Annotated in this window: 22 protein-coding genes, 1 tRNA gene and 2 pseudogenes; 6 read left to right on the plus strand and 19 right to left on the minus strand. The window is 33.8% G+C overall.

Annotated features, from left to right (window positions below):
• A partial coding sequence (locus ABUA27_RS03560; protein ID WP_349820235.1) for a transposase occupies positions 1 to 231 on the plus strand: 231 nt, incomplete at its 5' end.
• Positions 232 to 395: 164 nt separating this feature from the next.
• Here ABUA27_RS03560 and ABUA27_RS03565 read toward each other — a convergent pair.
• From ABUA27_RS03565 to ABUA27_RS03615, 11 genes are all read right to left on the minus strand, one after another.
• Positions 396 to 917 carry a flavodoxin domain-containing protein gene (locus ABUA27_RS03565; protein ID WP_238634379.1) on the minus strand — a complete coding sequence of 174 codons (522 nt, stop codon included), beginning with the start codon at positions 915 to 917 and terminating at the stop codon, positions 396 to 398.
• 70 nt (positions 918 to 987) lie between these two features.
• Complete coding sequence (locus tag ABUA27_RS03570; RefSeq protein WP_022424449.1) at positions 988 to 1,263, minus strand: HU family DNA-binding protein; 276 nt, start codon at positions 1,261 to 1,263, stop codon at positions 988 to 990.
• Between the two features lie 65 nt (positions 1,264 to 1,328).
• Positions 1,329 to 2,168: a MurR/RpiR family transcriptional regulator gene (locus tag ABUA27_RS03575; RefSeq protein WP_129980914.1), complete on the minus strand. Its 840-nt coding sequence runs from the start codon at positions 2,166 to 2,168 to the stop codon at positions 1,329 to 1,331.
• Positions 2,169 to 2,170: 2 nt separating this feature from the next.
• Entirely contained in the window at positions 2,171 to 2,725 is a 555-nt protein-coding gene (locus ABUA27_RS03580) for a Fe-S-containing hydro-lyase (protein ID WP_022424447.1), read from the minus strand.
• The gene (locus tag ABUA27_RS03585) at positions 2,722 to 3,564 is read right to left on the minus strand and encodes a fumarate hydratase (protein ID WP_129980916.1); all 843 of its coding nucleotides are present in this window, start codon (positions 3,562 to 3,564) and stop codon (positions 2,722 to 2,724) included. The genes ABUA27_RS03580 and ABUA27_RS03585 overlap by 4 nt, the downstream gene beginning before the upstream one ends.
• An 8-nt stretch (positions 3,565 to 3,572) precedes the next feature.
• On the minus strand, positions 3,573 to 4,397 hold the full coding sequence (locus ABUA27_RS03590) for a MurR/RpiR family transcriptional regulator (protein WP_129980917.1): 825 nt from the start codon (positions 4,395 to 4,397) through the stop codon (positions 3,573 to 3,575).
• A gap of 241 nt (positions 4,398 to 4,638) precedes the next feature.
• On the minus strand, positions 4,639 to 5,604 hold the full coding sequence (locus ABUA27_RS03595) for a dipeptidase (protein ID WP_129980918.1): 966 nt from the start codon (positions 5,602 to 5,604) through the stop codon (positions 4,639 to 4,641).
• Positions 5,604 to 5,852, minus strand: a complete 249-nt coding sequence (locus ABUA27_RS03600; protein WP_287845858.1) for a hypothetical protein — start codon at positions 5,850 to 5,852, stop codon at positions 5,604 to 5,606. Before ABUA27_RS03600 ends, ABUA27_RS03595 begins: the two co-directional genes overlap by 1 nt.
• A 6-nt stretch (positions 5,853 to 5,858) precedes the next feature.
• A complete protein-coding gene (locus ABUA27_RS03605) occupies positions 5,859 to 6,638 on the minus strand; it encodes an HAD family hydrolase (protein ID WP_129980920.1) in 780 nt (259 codons plus the stop codon).
• A gap of 59 nt (positions 6,639 to 6,697) precedes the next feature.
• Positions 6,698 to 6,967, minus strand: coding sequence for an HPr family phosphocarrier protein (locus ABUA27_RS03610; RefSeq protein WP_022424441.1), 270 nt, complete (start codon positions 6,965 to 6,967; stop codon positions 6,698 to 6,700).
• A gap of 110 nt (positions 6,968 to 7,077) precedes the next feature.
• Positions 7,078 to 7,151, minus strand: a tRNA-Trp gene (locus ABUA27_RS03615).
• A 96-nt stretch (positions 7,152 to 7,247) separates the two neighbouring features.
• Here ABUA27_RS03615 and ABUA27_RS03620 point away from each other — a divergent pair.
• Positions 7,248 to 7,601 (plus strand): rhodanese-like domain-containing protein, encoded by a 354-nt coding sequence (locus ABUA27_RS03620; RefSeq protein WP_129980921.1) that lies wholly within the window; start codon positions 7,248 to 7,250, stop codon positions 7,599 to 7,601.
• Positions 7,602 to 7,638: 37 nt separating this feature from the next.
• Here the strand turns inward: ABUA27_RS03620 and ABUA27_RS03625 are convergent.
• Positions 7,639 to 9,078: pseudogene (locus tag ABUA27_RS03625) on the minus strand (glycoside hydrolase family 1 protein).
• 130 nt (positions 9,079 to 9,208) lie between these two features.
• Between ABUA27_RS03625 and ABUA27_RS03630 the strand changes: the two are divergent.
• The 3 genes and pseudogenes from ABUA27_RS03630 to ABUA27_RS03640 form a co-directional block, all read left to right on the plus strand.
• Positions 9,209 to 9,595, plus strand: a complete 387-nt coding sequence (locus tag ABUA27_RS03630; protein WP_349820236.1) for a GntR family transcriptional regulator — start codon at positions 9,209 to 9,211, stop codon at positions 9,593 to 9,595.
• Positions 9,582 to 10,400 carry an ABC transporter ATP-binding protein gene (locus ABUA27_RS03635; protein WP_129980924.1) on the plus strand — a complete coding sequence of 273 codons (819 nt, stop codon included), beginning with the start codon at positions 9,582 to 9,584 and terminating at the stop codon, positions 10,398 to 10,400. Before ABUA27_RS03630 ends, ABUA27_RS03635 begins: the two co-directional genes overlap by 14 nt.
• A 24-nt stretch (positions 10,401 to 10,424) precedes the next feature.
• A pseudogene (locus ABUA27_RS03640) lies at positions 10,425 to 11,003 on the plus strand (ABC-2 transporter permease); the annotation flags it as partial.
• Positions 11,004 to 11,013: 10 nt separating this feature from the next.
• Here the strand turns inward: ABUA27_RS03640 and ABUA27_RS03645 are convergent.
• The 7 genes from ABUA27_RS03645 to ABUA27_RS03675 all read right to left on the minus strand — a co-directional run bounded on the left by ABUA27_RS03645 (position 11,014) and on the right by ABUA27_RS03675 (position 16,414).
• The gene (locus tag ABUA27_RS03645) at positions 11,014 to 11,397 is read right to left on the minus strand and encodes a hypothetical protein (RefSeq protein WP_287845461.1); all 384 of its coding nucleotides are present in this window, start codon (positions 11,395 to 11,397) and stop codon (positions 11,014 to 11,016) included.
• A gap of 46 nt (positions 11,398 to 11,443) precedes the next feature.
• Entirely contained in the window at positions 11,444 to 12,343 is a 900-nt protein-coding gene (locus tag ABUA27_RS03650) for a DMT family transporter (RefSeq protein WP_287845463.1), read from the minus strand.
• An 80-nt stretch (positions 12,344 to 12,423) separates the two neighbouring features.
• A complete protein-coding gene (gene eno / locus ABUA27_RS03655; RefSeq protein WP_303352753.1) occupies positions 12,424 to 13,719 on the minus strand; it encodes a phosphopyruvate hydratase in 1,296 nt (431 codons plus the stop codon).
• 209 nt (positions 13,720 to 13,928) lie between these two features.
• Complete coding sequence (locus ABUA27_RS03660) at positions 13,929 to 14,327, minus strand: hypothetical protein (RefSeq protein ID WP_129981330.1); 399 nt, start codon at positions 14,325 to 14,327, stop codon at positions 13,929 to 13,931.
• A gap of 115 nt (positions 14,328 to 14,442) precedes the next feature.
• Positions 14,443 to 15,339 (minus strand): LysR family transcriptional regulator, encoded by an 897-nt coding sequence (locus ABUA27_RS03665; RefSeq protein WP_022424431.1) that lies wholly within the window; start codon positions 15,337 to 15,339, stop codon positions 14,443 to 14,445.
• Positions 15,340 to 15,363: 24 nt separating this feature from the next.
• Positions 15,364 to 15,654 (minus strand): hypothetical protein, encoded by a 291-nt coding sequence (locus ABUA27_RS03670; protein ID WP_287845471.1) that lies wholly within the window; start codon positions 15,652 to 15,654, stop codon positions 15,364 to 15,366.
• A gap of 79 nt (positions 15,655 to 15,733) precedes the next feature.
• Positions 15,734 to 16,414, minus strand: a complete 681-nt coding sequence (locus ABUA27_RS03675) for an MBL fold metallo-hydrolase (protein WP_129981332.1) — start codon at positions 16,412 to 16,414, stop codon at positions 15,734 to 15,736.
• An 82-nt stretch (positions 16,415 to 16,496) separates the two neighbouring features.
• Here ABUA27_RS03675 and crcB point away from each other — a divergent pair, with 82 nt between their 5' ends.
• Entirely contained in the window at positions 16,497 to 16,859 is a 363-nt protein-coding gene (gene crcB, locus ABUA27_RS03680; RefSeq protein WP_129981333.1) for a fluoride efflux transporter CrcB, read from the plus strand.
• Positions 16,860 to 16,861 lie beyond the last annotated feature (2 nt).

Raw genomic sequence — 16,861 nt, forward strand, 5'->3', positions numbered from 1 at the left:
CTCATGTTCAAGAGAGATAATGAAGCAGAAGGAACTTTTGGTGATCTTAAGGAGAATATGGGTTATGACAGACTCTACAGAAGAGGACATGACAATGTTCAGATGGAGATCTGCCTTGTCGCAATGGGGCATAATATCAGGAAATACCAGAAACTGAAGAAGAAAATCAAGGAAACAGAAGAAAAACAGATGAAACAGGTCGGGGAGATGCTCAGATTATTTATCTGCTGATAAAATTTTTTTAAGAAATGAGCAGGTTCTTTTTAAGTGCGTCTGAAATATGAAAAGGTTATTCACCATGCAATAGTGAATAACCTTTTTGGGTTTGGATATACGAAAAAGAGCTGTAACGCTCAAGGTAGTAGTAAATACTACCTATTCGTTACAGCCCCTTTTTACTTGCATGCATAGTTATCAATTCTTTTAATCTTTTGTGAGAATAATTCTATTTCATGATTATCGAAATTCTCAAAGATATTCACATGATGTTCTTTAGGAATAATAGGTCTATTCTTATTCATCACTGCAAGAACCATCTTTTCCTGAATATTTAAATCAGGATAATAAATAGCCCCACCTAGTCCTGCCATTGTTGTTACATTCTTTAAAATAGAATAATCAAATTCTTTTGTAATATAGCTCATGAATTCAGTATGGAATAAAGCTGTAATATAAATAGAATAATGCTTTTTAATCAGTAGTCCCTGATTCTTTTTAATAAAATCCACCATTTTTGGATCAAGTGCACCATAATAAACAGGAACGCCTAATACAATCGTATCTGTCTTTTCTAAGACAGCCATATCTAATTCATCCAGCTTCATTAATGTACATGTATGATCAAGATATGTATTAATGACACGTGCTATTTTGGCTGTTGCGCCATGTTTTGATGTATAGAGTATTGTAATCATCATCACCACTCCCCTTTACATAATTCTAAACTAAAAAAAACAAATAAAAAAGTGCCGAAGCACTTTTTTATTATTATTTATTTACTGCATCTTTAAGTGTAGAACTTGCTTTAAAAGCTGGTACCTTGCTTGCAGCGATTTCGATTGTTTCACGAGTTCTAGGATTAATACCAGTTCTCGCTTTTCTTTCTCTGACTTCAAAAGTTCCAAGACCTTTTAAAGCAACCTTATCACCTTCAACAAGTGCTTCTGATACTGCATTCACTAACGCATTGATTGCACGTTCTGCATCTGCTTTAGTTAATGAAGCGCCTTCTGCAACCTTTTCTACTAATTCATTTTTCTTCATGAATAGATACTTCCTTTCTTTTTGACTTGTTCCATTATACCATCTTCAAACGGTCACGTATACACTTATAACAAATATTGATTATAGAGTAAACCATAACGCAAATAGACAATATTAAAGAATGAAACTGTATCAATAAAGCCAGAAATAGAAGACTGTGTATAATCACTTTCTTCACCATTAAGATGATAGTAGTAATCTACTTCAGGATTTGTATAATCCTCATTCATAGTCACAATCAAAATACGTGCCTTCTGTTTCTTAATACGTGTAATAAGTGAATCAATCAATTCTTTTCTAGCACGTACTGTTACAATAATAACCAAATCATTTTCTTCAATGAGATCAAGTCTCTGTACTTCATCTCCTCTATTCGCAAAAGCATAGAGGAATTTTTCAAGTTTCAACATCTTTAACTGGAAATCCTGACAGGCAATACGTGAGAACTGATAACCAATCATAAATACCTGAGGAGCATCATGAATAAGTTCACAAATATGATCAATATCTTTAATATCTAATTGTGCCTGTCCTAATTCTAATGATTTCTTTGTATCATCATATACCTTATTGACAAGATATTGAGGATCCTTCTTAATCTTAAAATCATCATCCATGGAGAAATGAATTTCATCATGGGCAATCTCTAACGCAATTGCCATTTCTTTCTTAAATGTCGCAAAGTTACGACAATTTAAGTCTTTACAAAATCTTGAGATTGTTGCAGGAGATGTGAAACATAGTTCTGCAAGATCGTTAATTGAAATACTAGGAATCTGTTCAAGATGTGTAAGTATTGTTTTCGCAATACTATAATACATATCCTGTCCAGATGAAAAGTTTACATATGTCATAAGAAGATATAGAATATCTGTCTCGTTATAATCTCTAAATGGTTGATCCATAATTACTCCTTTCCTTTTAAATAGTCCTGACGACCTATTTCATAAAGATCATGTCCTTCACTATCAATGACTACAGTGAGTGGAAGATCTTCTACTACTAAACGACGTACTGCTTCAGGACCAAGATCTTCATAAGCAATGATTTCACATGATTTGATACAAGAGGCAATAATGGCGCCTGCACCACCAATCGCACCAAAATAAACACCTTTGTATTGTTTCATTGCTTCTTTTACATCATTATTTCTTCTACCTTTACCAATCATTCCTCTTAATCCCTTTGACAACATTGTAGGGGAATAAGCATCCATACGATAAGAGGTTGTAGGTCCACAGCTGCCAATAATATGACCTGGCTTAGTAGGTGTGGGACCAACAAAGTAAATGACTTGATCATAAGGATCAAATGGTAATGGTTCATTATTTTTTATTGCTTCTACAAAACGTTTATGAGCTGCATCACGTCCTGTATAAATCGTACCACTTAATAATACCTGATCACCAACACGAAGTGATTCAACCTTTTCAATAGTAAGAGGCGTTTCTAATTTAATCATAATGTAACCTCCTGATGACGTGATACATGACAGCATATAGCTACTGCGCAAGGTAAGCCGGCAATATGTGTTGGACATGTTTCTACATGTAAGGCAAGTGCTGTTGTCTTCCCACCAAAACCTGCTGGTCCAATACCCGTTGCATTCACCTTTTCCAACATTTCTTCTTCTAATGCACGATAACGAGGATCTGGATGATGTTCTTCAATCTTCTTAATCATTGCCTTTTTCGCAAGATAAGTAACATGATCAAATGTACCACCTATACCTACACCAATGACTATAGGGGGACATGGGTTAGGACCTGCATCTTCAACAACCTTTAAAATAAAGTCCTTAACGCCTTCAATCCCATCACTTGGTTTAAGCATTTTAACCTGACACATATTTTCACTGCCAAATCCTTTAGGTGCTACCGTAATCTTTAACTGATCTCCAGGAACGATATCATAATGAATAATTGCTGGTGTATTATCTTTTGTATTAATACGATCAAATACAGGATCATTGACAACACTCTTTCTTAAGTATCCTTCAGTATACCCCTGTCTGACACCTTCATTAATAGCTTCTGTAAGGTTGCCATCCACATAGACTTCCTGACCTATTTCCACAAAAATACAGGCCATTCCTGTATCCTGGCAGATTGGTTCCTGGTTACTTGCTGCAATGTCCGCATTTTCCTTTAATATTTCTAATGTGTGTTTAGAAACAGGAGAATCTTCTGTAGATATGGCTTCTAATAAACGGTTATAAACATCTGTAGGAAGATGACAAGCACCTTTAATACATAACTCTTTAATTGTTTCTGTAATTGTTTCTGATTTAATTATTCTCATATGATCACCTATACCAATTTCTTCTTCATCGACTTGAGATCTGGGCAAAACAAACTATAGTAACGTAAGCTCATGAGCTGTACTGCAGTTAATAATGCATGCTTGGTTGTCTTGTTTTTAAGTGAACCACCGACTAATACCTTATATTCCACAGGAATACCTAGATTATCTTCATGAGTAGAAGTAATCCATACAATATGACATTGAGATTTATGTAGATACTGTAAGACTTTATGTCCCACATGCTCAAAATTACCATTTAATGAAATCACAATTGCGACAGAATCCTTAGTCATCTGTTTTGCACATTCTAATTGTCTTTCTGAATCCATATATGCAATCGTAAACTTCTCTAACATTAACAAATCTGTCTGTAATAGAATAGCGGCACTTGTAGAAAACTGAGTTCCAAAGAAAGCGACTTCTTCATGATCATGAATTAAATGAAGTACTTCATCCAATATTTTCCAATCAAGAATTTTTGAAATTTCTGCTGTAGATTCAATAATCTGCTGAGCAAATTCTTCTGTTGCTTTTTCTGGCGAATGTGCCATACATTCTAAATCAATATTAATTAAATTATTGAATTTCTTATTATTAGAATGAAAACTATTGCATTCCTGTTTTAAGTGTGCAAAGTTTTCATATCCTAAAGCACGACAGAAACGTGAAATGGTTGCTGGAGACACAAAACATTCTTCTGCAAGTTCACTAATACGCATATCGGGAATACGATAAAAATTATTAGCCATAAACAAAGCTATAAAATAGTTTGTATCTGTTTCACTAGCTGTATCTAGATAGATCATCAGGCGATAAAATAAATTTTTCATATTTTCTCTCCTTCACGTTATTTATCTATATTATTATATAATACTTTTCAAATTAAAAAAAGAATGACATATGCACTATTTAGTAGAAATATGAACTGTATTCATATTAGGTTCACAATTCTCCGTTATATTCTTATGTGTAGTTCACGGATACTCCCAAGTGACTACATAACTTCTCCCCCAAAAAGTTATTAAAAGGAAAATGACAGGCTTCCCCATCATATATGGCCTGTCATTTTTTCTATTTCAAGACTTCTCTATAAACACGTAATACGTTTTTATAAAAGACTTTTTCTATTTCTTCAGTTGTAAGTCCTGCGTCTTTAAGTGCCTGTTCTAATTGAGGCAAGTAAGACGCATTTTTCATTTCTAAATTTTGTGAAATACCATCAAAATCAGAACCTAAACCAATACAATCAATACCAGCTAGATCTTTAATATAAAGAATATGCTTCACCATATCTTCAATACGTGATTTTTCTGCATTCTCACCTAAGAATCCTGCGGCATAATTAAGCCCCATCACACCACCACGATGAGCAAGTTTCAAAATCATATCATCACTCATATTGCGGGCATGTGGACATACAGCACGTGCATTAGAATGAGATGCCACAAAAGGTTTCTTGACGATATCTAATACATCATAGAAACACTTATCTGACATATGAGAGACATCAATGATCATTCCTAGATCTTCCATTTCTTTAATATAGGCTTTTCCTGCATCAGTGAGTCCATGTTCATTATCACATGTATGATAGCCATGTGTATCATCATTCATATCAAAGTTAGGATATGTGAGTCCATTGATATGATTCCAGCTTAATGCGACCATACGTACACCTAAACGATAATAGTTTCTTAAATAAGAAAGGTCTTCATGAATCACAGCACCTTCTTCAATAGTAAGAAGCGCACTCATGACACCATTATGTGAATTGTCCATAATTTCATCATAAGTAGTGATAGGCTGAATCTTATCCTTATTCTTTCTCATTTCCTGATAGAAATAATCAATACATTTCATAACATGATCCACTGGATCTGCTGTTTCTTTTAATTCAGTAAAAATGGCAAAGTTCTGTAGAAGATAATCTCCTTCTTCCATCTTTTTTATATCAATATTTAAGTTATTTTCACTTAATGAGAGGTGATTCTTTTCCATCTCATAAAGTGTATCACAATGCATATCTACTACTTTCATTACTCTACCTCAAAAGGAATATCTAAAGTCTTATAGGCTTCTGTTTTATCCTGTGTTTCCTTAAGCCATGCAATGGCTTTTTTTAATTCTTCAGGGTCTTCTTCTACAATACCACCTACTGCAACCTGTACAATATCATAAATAGACTGCCATAAATCATCAAAACTATGTGAATTCTGATCAGCCATTTCACTATCTACATATACATCTAAATCTCTACCTGTTTCATATGCTTCTTTTAATGTCATTTTTCTTTACTCCTTTATATAACCAAAATGAATACATGCTTTATAAATACCATCATCATCAATATCTGCAGTAACATAGTTAGCTTCTGCTTTAGTTAATGCATCACCATTACCCATACAAATTGACGAGGAGGCATGCTTCATCATTTCTATATCATTCTGTGAATCACCAAAACATACATAATGATCACTACCTAATACCTTTCCTAATTCCATAATACCTGTTGCTTTAGATACACCTGCAATGGCGACATCCGCAAAACAGGATAAGCCAGGTAATACTGAAATACCTTCTAAATCAAGAAATGGTTTATAGTCCCACCCTTTAGGACCATAGATAATCATCATATCTACAAGATCAGTCCCGTTATACTTTTCAACCGGTCCTATCTGGTTCCCAAAATAACGCTGTGTCTCTAAGACATATTCATCTGGTTCTTTTGTGATAATGCGATGTTCTTTCTTTAATGTCACTGCAAGATTGAGTTCATTTGCTTTTTCAATCGTACGAATAACATCCTCATTCTTAAAATGATGGGCATTGATTACATTTCCTTTTCCATCAGTAATCAACTGACCATTATTAAATACAAAGCCATCCCAGTCGGCAATATCCTGTATACCAGTACGTAAGAAAGAGTCTCTTCCTCTTCCTGTTGAAACAACGATCGGATATCCTGCTTCTTTTAACTTCTTAAGTGCAAGAATCGTTGAATCATATACTATATGTTCATCAGTCGTACCTCTAATAGTACCATCCACATCAAAACACATCATTGGTTTCATACCATCAACTCCTTACGCCTATTATACATAAAAAAGAAAAAGAATGCATCATGCATTCTTTATCCGATAATACCTAATTCTTTCATTTTTTCATGTACTGCTTTAATACCTGTTTCTTCATCTTCTCCATCGGCAGTAATCACAATCTTTGCCTTTGTTGGAATGCCTAATGAAAGAACGCCCATCATCGATTTAAGATTCACAGTTTTACCTGAATAAGTTAAGGTAAAATCACTGTCGAATGTCTTTGCGACTTCGATAAGATCCGTTGCAGGTGTCGCATATAAACCTACTGGATCTGTTACGATACATGCTAAAGTTTTTGCCATAAATTGTAACCCCTTTCATAACTCTATTATACCACAATAAAAGGGGTATTAAATAAATAAACATAAAATAAACAAAAAAAACGAACAAATTAATGTTCGTTGTTTACAGATGGCAGGGGCTACAGGAATCGAACCCGTATCAACGGTTTTGGAGACCGATGTTCTACCATTGGACCAAGCCCCTAAGTTAAACTGCTTGTTTATATTACCATACCAATTTCTAAAAAGCAATAGTAAAATACATAAGAAAATGATATTATTGTATGAGTGAGGTGAGTCTATGTTTTTTAAACGCAAAGAAGCAGTAAAAACAATTGAATTTAATCATGCTTATGAAGAATTTCAAAATAATATGAATATTATTCTTTTATGTGTAGATGATGATTTAAAGTTTGATGTCAGACATCCAGTTGATGCACAATGTTATCCTGCTAGATTAATTGATCAGCATGCAAAAAAGGATCTTGATCCTACTGCAACATATTATGTTTATGCACTTGCAGCTGGTACAGCACATGAAGGAGCAAGAAAATTAGTCAAAGCTGGATTTAAGGTCTTTGATTTAGGATCTTTAGTAGATTTCAAAGGACCTGAAGAAGGTAATTCTGTCAAACAGAAAAGACATAAACATTAAAGAAGGACTATAAAATTCATAGTCCTTCTTTTTCATATTATTTTAAATCTTCACCATTTGTTTTGATGACTTTCTGATACCAGTAGAATGATTCTTTTCTACGTCTAGAGAAGTCACCTGTTCCATCATCATATCTTTCTACAAAGATAAAACCATAACGTTTAGCCATTTCACCAGTAGAAGCTGATACTAAGTCAATACATCCCCAAGGAGTATAACCTCTTAAATCAACACCATCTAATACTGCTTCATGCATCTGTTCAATATGACTTCTTAAGTAATCGATACGATAATCATCACGTACTTTACCATCTTCATCAATCTTGTCATATGCACCTAAGCCATTTTCTACAACAAAGATAGGTTTCTGATAACGATCCCAGATTTCATTTAATGAATATCTTAAACCAATTGGGTCAATCTGCCAGCCCCAATCACTTGCCTTAAGATATGGGTTTGATACACCACCTAGGATATTACCTGAACCTGCTTCTTTACTCTTATCTGCTGTCTGACAATTAGACATATAATAAGAACATGTATAGAAATCAACTGGACCAGCCTTTAAGATATCCTCATCTCCTTCTTCCATAACGATGTTGATATTATTTTCTTTAAAGTATCTCTTAATATAGTTTGGATAAGCACCACGGCACTGTACATCTGAACAGAACCAGTTCATTAAATGATTCTTTTCCTGATTCACAATCTGATCATGAGGATCACATGTCAAACCATAGCTAGTGGCCATAATCTGCATACATCCTACCTGATAATTAGGATCAATTTCATGAGCCATTTTAACTGCCAGTGCACTTGCCACAAACTAATGATGTAAGCCCTGGAAACGATTCTGAGGATTATCTACCTGTTCCATGAAATTCATTGTCTTGATTTCATTTAAAATACCCTGTGATAAGAAACCACCCATTGGTGTAGTCGCTGAGTTGATTTCATTGAAAGTCAACCAGTATTTTACTTTACCTTTATATCTAGTAAAAATCGCTTTACAGAAGTTTAAGTAACAGTCAATCATACGACGATCTGCCCAGGCATTCCATTTCTTAGTTAAGTTAAATGGTACTTCATAATGTGAAATAGTAATTAATGGTTCAATATTGTATTTACGACACTCATCAATTAATTCTTCATAGAACTTTAAACCTTCTTCATTTGGTGTTTCTTCATCACCATTAGGGAAAATTCTAGTCCATGCAATTGAGAAACGATACATCTTGAATCCCATTTCTGCGAATAATGCGATATCTTCTTTAAAACGATGGTAATGATCAATCGCATCATGTGAAGGATAGAAAGTACCTTCTTCTAATACTGGTGTAATGCGTTTACTTACTGTTGCACTTCCTCCAGTACATACATCAGGGCAGGAAACACCTTTTCCACCTTCCTGCCATCCACCTTCTAGCTGGTTGGCTGCAGTTGCGCCACCCCAATAAAAGTCTTCTCTAAAACTCATTATTTTGTCCTCCTTGTTTTCAAGAGTATACTATCAAACATTTAAAGATTAAGCTTATTATTTTCATAATTTGAATTTTATATTGCACAGTGTTATATACTGTTGTATACTGTTTATAGGAGGAAGAGATATGCATATTATCATTAATCATTCATCAATGGTTCCTATATATGAGCAGATTGTAGAAGCTATTAAAGAAGCGATACTTTCTAATCAGTTATCCCCTAATGAAGCACTCCCTTCAGTACGTGCTTTATCTAAAGAATTAAAGATCAGTGCTTTAACTGTAAAGAAAGCCTATGATTTCTTAAAAAAAGAAGGCTATACAACAACTGTTCATGGAAAAGGAAGCTATGTGTTAGAGGTTTCTCAAAATGAAGTAAAAGAAAATTGTTTAAGAGAAACAGAAGAACTATTATCTCGTGCTATAGAAAAAGGGAAGTGTTCTGGCATTACTTATCAGGAAATGCAGGACATGTTATCTCTTATTATGGAGGATGTTTATGATTCACATTGATCATTTGAAAAAGAGTTACGACTCATTTACTCTTGATTGTAGTTTAGATATTCCTAAAGGTATTATTACTGGAATTATAGGAATGAATGGTGCTGGTAAGAGTACATTATTCAAAAGTATTCTTGATATTAATCCTATTGATGAAGGAAACATACAGATACCTGATAAACAGGATATTGGTGTTGTATTAAGTGAAACAGGATTCAGTGAATTCTTTACTGTATCCGATATAATCAGTATTCTGAAATGTACTTATAAACGTTTTGATGAAGATTTGTTTCATTCTTATTGTCAGCGTTTTGATATCCCTTTAGATAAGAAAACACGTACATTCTCTACAGGTATGAAAGCAAAACTCAATATCATTATTGCCTTAACACATCATGCAAAATTACTGATCTTAGATGAACCAACTGCAGGACTTGATGTTCTTACTAGAGATGAAATACTTGATATACTAAGAGATTATATGGAACAGGAAGATTGTACTATTCTTATTTCTTCTCATATATCGAGTGATTTAGAATCATTATGTGATGATCTTTATGTAATTGATCATGGGCAGATCATCATGCATGAAGAAATGGATACACTTCTGTCTCAATATGGCGTGTTAAAGGTATCTAAAGAAGATTATGATAACTTAGATAAAGATTATCTGCTGGAAGTAATGAAAGAACCATTTGGTTATTCATGTCTGACTAATGTTAGACAGTTCTATAGTGAAAACTATCCTACCATTGTGATTGAACAGAATCATATTGATACAATGATTCCTATTCTATTAAAAGGAGAGCGCTTATGAAAGGACTACTCAAAAAAAGACTTATTATTACTCAAGTCTCAAATAAAGTATATTGTAACGATTGTTGTGATCTGTTTAATTATGGCTTATGCAAATTCTGGATTTGCGTATATTTCTAGTTATCTTACATTTATGGGAACAGGACTTGTCTTCAATTCATTTTCTTATGATATGTATCACAATGAGATGACTTATCTCTTTGCCCTACCTTTCAGCAAAAAAGAATACTGTTTAGAAAAATATATCTATGCACTCACTGTCACATTCATATCATGGCTGATTGCATTCCTTATAAGTTCCGCAACTCATATTAACTTAGAAACAGTGATTGTCCAGCTTGCCATGCTCTTTTCTGCTTTCATATATATTTCTATCACGATTCCTGTAATAATGAAATATGGTCGTGAAAAGGCAACTATTATTGTCTTAATGTTGATGCTTGTTTTATTTCTTGCAGCTGCAAGTGGTGCGACTTCAGTTGGTATGTTGATGAGTCAAATTTCAGCATTCCTACTCATTGGAATATATGCCTTCATTGTACTCGTTGTCTTAATCATCTCATATAGAAGTACAATCTCTATTCTTAACGATAAAGAACTATAAGACAGAACCGCTACATCTTGTAGCGGTTCTGTTTGTTTATATATTGTCCAATCATGACTCCAAGCAATGATGGAAATACACCATATAATACTATTTCTGTACTTGGTGCAAGAATCTTTTCTATATCAGTTAATGATACATGAATAAAACTTAAGTAACAGCCAAGCAGCTCCATCATACCAAAGAATAATGTAAGTAAGTAAATAGCACGATGATCTGACTGACCATAGAGTACTGATATAATAAAAGCGGATGCAGGCAATACTAAATATAAAATAAACAATGACACTTCAACAATCTGTCCTGGATGTGTTCTTGACCAGGCAAATAATATATACAAAGACCAAATCAGCATATAAATGAGAAATGGAATCCCCTTCTTTAACTTCTTCATATTAACCACTCCCTAATATTATTATATTACAAAATATATGTAATAGTTATGAATTTGATACTTGATCACTAGGAAGAGCTAATAAGAAGATTGTCACAAGAATCATCGTAAAACCAACAAGATCAATACCCTTAAATGGTGTAGATAACCATACAAAGGCAAATAATGTAGCTGAAACAGGTTCAATACTTGCAATCATACTTGCTTTGACTGGTCCAATATCTACAACTCCCTGTAAATACAATGTAAAGGCAACTGCTGTGCCAATGACTATAATACCCATTGTCGCAAGTACTCCAGCTAAGTCTAATGCAGGTACAAGAGTCCATGTCTTGCCTGCACATAATAACACAATACCACCAAAAAACATTCCTATACCTGTGACTGAAACGCTGCCATAAACTGCCATCAAACGCTTAGGATAGATAGAATAAGCAGCACTCGTAAAACCACAGGCAATACCCCAGAATAATCCTGTTGGAGTAAGTGCTAAGCCATTTAAACGACCATGTGTCGCAATCACAAAAGCACCACCTAAGGCTAAGACAATACATAATGCTTCAATATTATTTGGTAATCTCTTTGATGTAAGACAAACAAATATCATAATATAAATTGGTGAAAGATACTGCAATACTGTAGCCGTTCCCGCATTAGATGTATTAATAGCCTGTAAATAAGTAAACTGACACAACATTAAAACAAAACCAAAACCAAATGTTTTAAGCAAGTCTTTCTTTTGACCTACTAAACGTTTCATCGCTTCTTTTTGTGTCAATGCACCAAATAGTGTAATCAATAATCCTGCAAAACACATACGCATAGATGTGAGCCACATAGGATTGGCGTGATAATGAGTAAATAAGAACTGTCCGCTTGCACCTGAAAATCCCCAGCATGTCCCACCAATTAAAGTGAGAAATACTCCTCTTTTAAAATGTTCCATAATGTTTCCCCCAAAAATATGTTAATACATCATAACACAAACGAATTAAAAGAGAAGAAAAAAAGGCAGATTTCTCTGCCTTACTTATTGAACTTGAATGTTTTAATACCAGGATAAACTGCACTATCACCTAAAGCTTCTTCAATACGAAGTAACTGATTGTATTTAGCCACTCTTTCAGTTCTACTTGGTGCACCAGTTTTAATCTGACCTGCATTGAGTGCGACAGCTAAATCTGCAATAGTTGTATCTTCTGTTTCACCAGAACGATGAGATACAATGGCTGTCATGTTTGCATTATGAGCCATCTTAATAGCTTCTAATGTTTCAGATAGAGTACCAATCTGGTTTAACTTAATAAGGATAGAATTACCTGCTTTTAATTCAATACCTTTAGATAAACGTTTAGTATTAGTAACGAATAAGTCATCACCTACAAGCTGTACTTTGTCTCCTAATTCCTGAGTCATAAGTGTCCAGCCTTCCCAGTCTTCTTCATCTAAACCATCTTCTAATGAATAGATTGGATACTTTTCAACTAAAGACTTCCAATGTGCAATTAACTCTGCAGATGTATAAGTCTTACCTGACTTAGGTAATTTATAAAAGCCTTTCTTATCAGTCTTCCATTCACTTGATGCAGCATCAATGGCAAGTACAAAGTCTTTACCTGGTTCATAACCTGCATTCTTAACTGCTTCTAGAATAGTTCCAATTGTTTCTTCATCAGTTGATAAGTCTGGCGCAAATCCACCTTCATCACCTACTGAAGTAGCAAGTCCCTTAGATTTTAATAATGACTGTAATACATGGAATACTTCAGTCGCCATTCTTAAGGCATCTTTAAAGCTATCAGCACCTACTGGCATAATCATGAATTCCTGTACATCTACAGTATTTGTGGCATGAGCACCACCATTTAAGATATTCATCATTGGAACAGGAAGCTTATTCGCATTCACACCACCAATGAAACGGTATAAAGAAATACCTTCACTCTTAGCAGCAGCCTGAGCAGCCGCTAAAGAAACAGCTAGAATCGCATTGGCACCAAAGTTAGATTTATCTTCTGTACCATCTGCTTCAATCATTAGTTTATCAACATGATATGTATCTCTTGCATCTGCACCAATGACTGCTTTCGCAATTTCATTATTCACATGTTCGACTGCCTTAGAAACACCTTTACCACCAAACTTCTTAGGATCATTGTCTCTTAATTCTAATGCTTCAAATTCACCTGTAGAAGCCCCACTAGGGCTTGCAGCACGTCCTACTGTACCATCTGCAAGAGTCACTTCTGCTTCTACTGTAGGATTCCCACGAGAATCAATAATTTCGCGTCCATATACTTTCTCAATTAAATATTTGTTCATAGTTTACCTCCAAGTTAGTTTTCTCTAACTGTAGTTAGTTTAGCATACCCATAATTATTAAACAAGTAAAATGACCAGAAAAATTAATTTAATATATTTGTTGCATTTACCCTATGTATATGATAATATCTAGTTAGCTACTACTAATTAGTAACTAAAAAAACATATCCTTACAATCCTTAAGAAAAGAGTGGCCACGGCCACTCTTTTTACTTAATATTTAATTGTTGTGAGAGACGATGTGATGCAAGCATCACTCTTGTCATTGGTAGATCATGATTAACTGGAGAATCTACACCGAAGTAGACCTTCATAACCATAACCGCAAAAGCATTGGCATCGATAACATATTCAAGATCATGAGGCTGTTCCATATTTGTATAATCCTGATAATAACGTCTTAATTCTGTAAATAACGCAAATAAGGATTTTTGATCTTCCTTCTTAAAAGCATCGATATCAACATATAAGCATCCTTGTTTACCTGATATATATTTCACTAAATGATAGTTCTGACCTTCTGGCATTTCATAAACAACATCTACGCGAGGGACATCCTGAAGACTACAGCCAAAAGAGATCAGTTTCTCTAAATAACGTTTCAACATGAGTCTTACCTCCTTCAACATCACGATTGTGATGTTGGTAGTATTTTACACCAAAAATCAAAAAAAGCAAGAATATCACTTGTAATATTTAAGTAGTAAAATCAAGAAATTATCATTATATATGCTTTTTTAATGCCTCCATATAAGCTTCTCCATAACGTGAAAGAATCATATTCTTTTGTGTAATAGTGCCTACTTTCATAATTTCATCCACTAATAAGGGAACAGAAATAATTGTTTCACCATTCAATTCTTTAGAGATAATACCAGTAGATACTGTATAACCATTTAAACCTATCAACAAGTTAAAGAGTGTCGCACGGTCTCTTACCTTAATATTTCTCTTTCTATCCAATGTACTTAATACTTCTTCTGAGAAATAGAAAGAATTATATTCTCCTTGTTCAAAAGAAAGATATGGGTAATCTTCTAAGTCTTTAAGAGTTAATGTCTTCTTATAAGCAAGAGGATGGTGGTAAGAAATAAAGACATGAGGTTTTGCGACAAAGAGTTCTTTAAATTCTAAGTTATTCTGTCTGATCATCTTCATGATGACTTCTTCATTCTTAGGACATGTATATAGAACACCTATTTCACTTTTCATAGTAGAAACATCTTCGATAATTTCATGTGTTTCTGTTTCTCTTAATGTAAAATCATATTGGTTAACACCAAACTGTCTAATAACATCTACAAAGGCATTAACTGCAAATGAATAATGCTGGCAGGATACACTAAAATGAGGACTTTGATGTTTATCATTCATATAGCGTTCTTCAAGTAAATCAGCTTGATCTAATACCTGTCTTGCATAACTTAAGAATGTTTCTCCTTCTCTAGATACAATAACACCTTTATTGGTACGTCTAAAGATTGTGATATGCATTTCGCTTTCTAATTCTTTAATCGCATTTGTAAGAGAAGGCTGTGAGATAAATAGTCTTTTAGCCGCCTGAGTAATGCTTCCTGTTTGTGCTACCATGACGACATAACGTAATTGATTGAGTGTCATGATTTTCCTCCTTTTCCTGGGAAATTATTTTGTTTTGAGTGTCAGTTCTGCAATCTTTGTCTGACCATCCTGTAAATAGAGTGGTAATGTACGTGACGATGATGTAATAGAATCCTTGTCTGTTTTCTTTAAATAACCTTTAATCCCTTCTTCACTTTCTGCAAGAATGAGATCAGGAACACTACCTACATAGTCTGATAAATCAGGACCATAAGTCTGCCCAGATTCATTTTTAGGATAGCCCTTTTCAATGATTTCCTGGCTATCAGGAATAATCAAATGATCATTAATATAGGCAATCTCAGAGCGAGACATATCATTTGGTATATTTTTCTGAAAAGAAAGAACACCACATATAGAAATTATAAAAAAGAGGGGAATAACCCAAAGTATTTTATATTTTGACATCCATAACTTCTCCTTCTTGTGTAAATGAGAGAACCTGATCTTTATGACCTTGTTCTTCTATAAATCTTTCAATAACATCATATTTATTCCAACAATGCATTGGGACAATATAACGCGTATGGCATACTTTTAAAAAGTCTGTAATACCTTCATGATAATTATCTTCTAGACGAGGATCTAAAGGAATAAAGGCTACATCTATATCAAAGTCCTTCATCTTTTCTAGTTCTGTATGATAAAGGTTCTTCTGCCAATCAAGCCACTCTTTATCTTCCCCAACCCAATCCCAGTTATTGAGATCTCCAGCATGATAAAGAGTATAACCGTCTACTTGTACCATAAACGCAATACCTTCATCATTTGATAAATAAGTACTCACTTCTATATTAGAATCAAAATAAACAATATTATACTTTAAATAAGAGATAGAATCATCTTCTATTTTCTCTATATCACTAGATAGCAAATAATGAACATCTTTGTATTCTTTCTTTAAATCAAAGATTTTCTTAGAATAATGATCACCATGTCTATGACTAGCGAATACATAAAGTTTCTTGCCCTCAGGTACTTTTGGAATAGTCCCTGTATAATAATCAAATAACAAACATGTACGATCTGTTTCTATAAAGAAACTGCTATGTGTTATATAAGTAATTTTCAACATAATACCACCCCTATTTTGGTATTATAGCACCTTTGATTCTCTCTTCCATCTATTTTATAATACATAAAAAGGAGAAAAGCATATGACAGCATGTATATATGTCGGTATGGGTGGTTTTATTGGATCAGTACTACGTTATTTAGTCGGTTTGATTCCTTTAAAGACTACACATGGATTTCCATTACTGACTTTATTTATTAATATTCTCGGTGCATTTTTAATAGGTTTTATTAGCACAATAGCTTTAAAGAAGTCTATGAATCCCCACTTAGTTCTATTACTTAAAACAGGATTATGTGGGGGATTTACTACCTTCTCTACATTTGCGTTAGAATCTATTACTTTACATAAGAATGGCAATACAACTCTTGCAATGATTTACATAGTTCTAAGTATAGTACTTGGACTAAGTGCAGTCATTCTAGGTGATTATTTTGCACACTAAAA

The sequence above is a fragment of the Catenibacterium sp. RTP21428st1_D7_RTP21428_210409 genome (assembly GCF_040227455.1).
Taxonomy (GTDB): Bacteria; Bacillota_I; Bacilli_A; order Erysipelotrichales; family Coprobacillaceae; genus Catenibacterium; species Catenibacterium mitsuoka_A.